Below are 3880 nucleotides of genomic sequence, written 5' to 3'. Positions count from 1 at the left end.
GACCTGCTGATCGTCACCGACGACAACCCGCGCAGCGAAGACCCCGCCGACATCCGCGCCGCCATGTTCGCCGGTGCGCTGGAAGTGCCCGCGGGCGAACGCGGCGAGGTCCGCGAGGTCGGCGATCGCCGCGAAGCCATCGGCGAGGCGGTGTCGCGGGCGCGCACCGGGGACGTGGTCGTGATCGCGGGCAAGGGCCACGAGACGGGGCAGGAGATCGCGGGGGTGGTGCACCCGTTCTCCGACCGCGACGAGGTCGCCGCGGCGCTGCGGCGCAGGCCGGCGCACGAACTTCAAGCCGCGCAAGGAAATCTGGGGGAGCCCACGTCCCCGGCCGGAGGCCGGGGCAGCAACGAGGAGGCAAGGTGATCCCGCTCAGCCTCGCTGACATCGCGCGAGCGGTCGGCGGCAGGCTCCACCACGCGGACGGCACCGAAACCGTCACCGGCCCCGTCGAGTTCGACTCCCGGCAGATCGGCCCCGGCGGGTTGTTCGTGGCGATGCCCGGTGAACGCGTCGACGGGCACGACTACGCCGCCGGAGCCGTCGCGGACGGCGCCGCCGGGGTGCTCGCCGCCCGCGAAGTGTCCACAGCGGACGCGCCGATCCCGTCGGTGATCGTTCCTGAGCTGCCCGCGCACCACCCGTCCCGCGCGATGGCGCTGGCGGGCGACGCCGACGGCAGCGGTGCCGCGGTGCTGGCCGGGCTGGCGCGGCTGGCCCGGCACGTGGTGGACCGGCTGCCGGAGCTGGCCGTGGTGGGGGTGACCGGATCGTCCGGCAAGACCTCCACGAAGGACCTCATCGCGCAGGTGCTGGAACCGGCCGGGCCGACCGTGGCGCCGCCCGGCTCGTTCAACAACGAACTCGGCCACCCGTGGACGGTGCTGCGCGCCGACGAGCACACCAGGCACCTCGTGCTGGAGCTGTCCGCGCGCGGCGTCGGCCACATCGCTGCGCTGTGCGAGGTGGCGCCGCCGCGGATCGGTGCGGTGCTCAACGTCGGCAGCGCGCACCTCGGCGAATTCGGCTCGCCGGAAGCCATCGCGCAGGCCAAGGGCGAACTCGTCGCGGCGCTGCCCGCGGCTGCCGACGGCGGAGTCGCGGTGCTCAACGCCGACGACCCGCTGGTGGCCGCGATGGCCGAGCGGACCGCGGCTCGCGTGGTCTTCGTCGGCGAGAGCCCGAAGGCGCAAGTCCGCGCCGAGGACGTCGAGCTCGACGAGCGGGCGCGGCCCACGTTCACGCTGGTCACCGCCGAAGGCTCGGCGCGGGTGAGCCTGCCGCTGCACGGCGAGCACCACGTCGGCAACGCGCTGACCGCCGCCGCGATCTCGCTGGAACTCGGCGCGACGCTCGCCGAGACCGCCGAACGGCTCGGTTCGGTGCGGCGCGTGTCCGCGCGGCGGATGGAGGTCGCCGAGACCTCCGGCGGCGTCACCGTCGTCAACGACGCCTACAACGCCAACCCGGAGTCGGTGCGCGCGGCGCTGAAAACGCTCGCGTCGATGACCAGGGGAAAACCCGGCCGCGCCTGGGCGGTGCTCGGGGTGATGGGCGAACTCGGCGAGTCCGGGGTCGCCGCGCACGACGAGATCGGGCGGCTGGCCGTCCGGCTCAACATCGACCGCCTCGTGGTCGTCGGTGACCAGGCGCGCGCGATGCACCAGGGTGCGTCGCTGGAAGGGTCGTGGGGAGAGGAGTCGGTTCTGGTGCCGGACGTCGATGCCGCCGTCGCGCTGCTGCGCGACGAGCTGCGTCCCGGTGACGTCGTGCTGGCCAAGGCGTCCAAAGTGGCCGCGCTGTGGCAGGTCGCCGAGGCGCTGACCGGGGGTGCCGCGTGAAGAGCATCCTCGTCGCCGCCGCGGTGGCGCTGGTCGTGTCCATCCTGTTCACCCCGTACCTGATCCGGATCTTCTCGAAGCAGGGCTTCGGCCAGGAGATCCGCGAAGAGGTGCAGAAGTCGCACTCGGCCAAGCGGGGAACGCCCACCATGGGCGGGATGGCGATCCTCGTCGCGATGTGGGCGGGGTACCTGGCCACCCACCTCACGGTGGCCGACCAGGCGCCGTCGGCGTCCGGGCTGCTGGTGCTCGGGCTGACCACCGCGCTGGGCATCGTGGGGTTCCTGGACGACTTCATCAAGATCCGCAAGCAGCGCAACCTGGGGCTGAACAAGACCGCGAAGCTGGTGGGCCAGCTGGTCGCCTCGGTGCTGTTCGCGATCCTGGCGATGCAGTTCCAGGACGAGGCGGGCATCACGCCGGCCTCCGAGCACCTGTCGTTCATCCGGGACATCACGGTCGTCTCGTTCGGCGTGGTCGGGTTCGTGATCTTCGCCTACATCGCGATCAGCGGCTGGTCCAACGCGGTCAACTTCACCGACGGCATGGACGGCCTTGCCGGTGGCACCGCGGCGATGGTGCTGGCGTGCTACGTGCTGATCTCGTTCTGGCAGCTGCGCTACGACTGCACCGCGCCCACCGGCGGCGGGCCCACGCCGGCCTGCTACACGGTGCGCGACCCGCTGGACATCGCGGTGGTGGCGGCCGCGGCGATGGCCGCGGGCATCGGGTTCCTGTGGTGGAACGCGGCACCGGCGCAGATCTTCATGGGCGACACCGGTTCGCTGGCCCTCGTCGGCCTGGTCGCCGGGTTGTCCATGGTGACCCGCACCGAGCTGCTGATGGTCGTCGTGGGCGGGCTGTTCGTGGTCGAGGCGCTGTCGGTGGTGCTGCAGATCGTGGTGTTCCGCAGCACGCGGCGAAGGCTGTTCCGGATGGCGCCGTTCCACCACCACTTCGAGCTGGCGGGGTGGGCGGAAACCACGGTGATCATCCGGTTCTGGATCCTGGCGGGGATCAGCGCGCTGTTCGGCCTCGGGCTGTTCTTCGCGGACTGGCTGGCGCTGTCCGGGTCGTGAGCGGGATGGGGCCGCCTGCCCGGGCGGCCGCAGGCCGGGAGGATCGTCGGGGAATCAGGATCGTCGGGGAATCAGGGGAGCACGGCGTGGCGCAAGCATTGCGGGACCGGGACGTGCTGGTCGCCGGGGCCGGGGTGTCCGGGCGGTCGGCCGCGGAAGCGTTGCTGGCCGCGGGTGCCCGGGTGACGCTCACCGACGCCTCGGAGGAACGGCTCGCCGAGCTGGCCTCGCTGCGCGCCGAAGGCGCCGAGCTGGTGCCGGGCCTGGCGGAGCCGCCTGCAGGTACCGACCTGGTGGTGACCAGCCCCGGCTGGCGACCCGGCGTGCCGCTGCTGGCGGCCGCCGAAGCCGCCGGCGTCGAAGTCGTCGGCGAGGTCGAACTCGCCTGGTGGCTGGACCGGCAACGCCCCGAACCGGCGGAGTGGCTCGCGGTGACCGGCACGAACGGCAAGACCACCACCGTCGGGATGCTGGAGTCGGTGCTGCGCGCGGCCGGTGCGGACGCGGTGGCCTGCGGCAACGTCGGGCTCCCTGTGGTGGACGCGGTGCGCGCCGGGTATCGGGTGCTCGCGGTGGAGCTGTCCAGCTTCCAGCTGCACTGGTCGCGGTCGCTGGCCGCGCACGCCGGTGTCGTGCTCACCCGCGCCGACGACCACCTCGACTGGCACGGGTCGATGGACGCCTACGGGGCGGCGAAGGCGAAGGTGTACGCGGGCAACGCCGTCGCGGTGCACAACGCCGACGACGAGTGGTCCGCGAAGCTGGCCGCCGGGACGCAGCGGGCGGTGTCGTTCACGCTGTCCGAGCCGGGGGCCGGGCAGCTCGGCATCTCCGGCGGCGCGCTGGTCGATCGGGCCTTCGGCGGTGTCGGCGACGCCTTCGGCGAGGACGTGCGGCTCGCCTCGATCGCCGACGTGCATCCCGCGGGCCCGCACAACCAGGCCAACGCGCTCGCCG

General features: G+C 72.9%; 3 protein-coding genes and 1 pseudogene. All 4 read left to right on the top strand.

The features are described from left to right. A pseudogene (locus tag IJH84_RS12860) lies at window positions 1-369 on the top strand (UDP-N-acetylmuramoyl-L-alanyl-D-glutamate--2,6-diaminopimelate ligase); the annotation flags it as partial. Further along, the gene (gene murF / locus IJH84_RS12855) at window positions 366-1844 is read left to right on the top strand and encodes a UDP-N-acetylmuramoyl-tripeptide--D-alanyl-D-alanine ligase (RefSeq protein WP_200070033.1); all 1479 of its coding nucleotides are present in this window, start codon (window positions 366-368) and stop codon (window positions 1842-1844) included. The pseudogene IJH84_RS12860 and the gene murF, both read left to right, overlap by 4 nt. Beyond that, entirely contained in the window at window positions 1841-2923 is a 1083-nt protein-coding gene (gene mraY, locus IJH84_RS12850) for a phospho-N-acetylmuramoyl-pentapeptide-transferase (RefSeq protein ID WP_295144497.1), read from the top strand. Before murF ends, mraY begins: the two co-directional genes overlap by 4 nt. A gap of 86 nt (window positions 2924-3009) precedes the next feature. Beyond that, window positions 3010-3880, top strand: an 871-nt coding sequence (locus tag IJH84_RS12845; RefSeq protein WP_295144494.1) for a Mur ligase family protein, incomplete at its 3' end; no start/stop codon positions are given.

It is taken from the genome of Saccharopolyspora sp., from assembly GCF_017434145.1.
GTDB lineage: Bacteria > Actinomycetota > Actinomycetes > Mycobacteriales > Pseudonocardiaceae > Saccharopolyspora_C > Saccharopolyspora_C galaxeae.
Note: the sequence above shows the minus strand (reverse complement) of the source record. Positions and strands in the feature narration are given on the sequence as shown.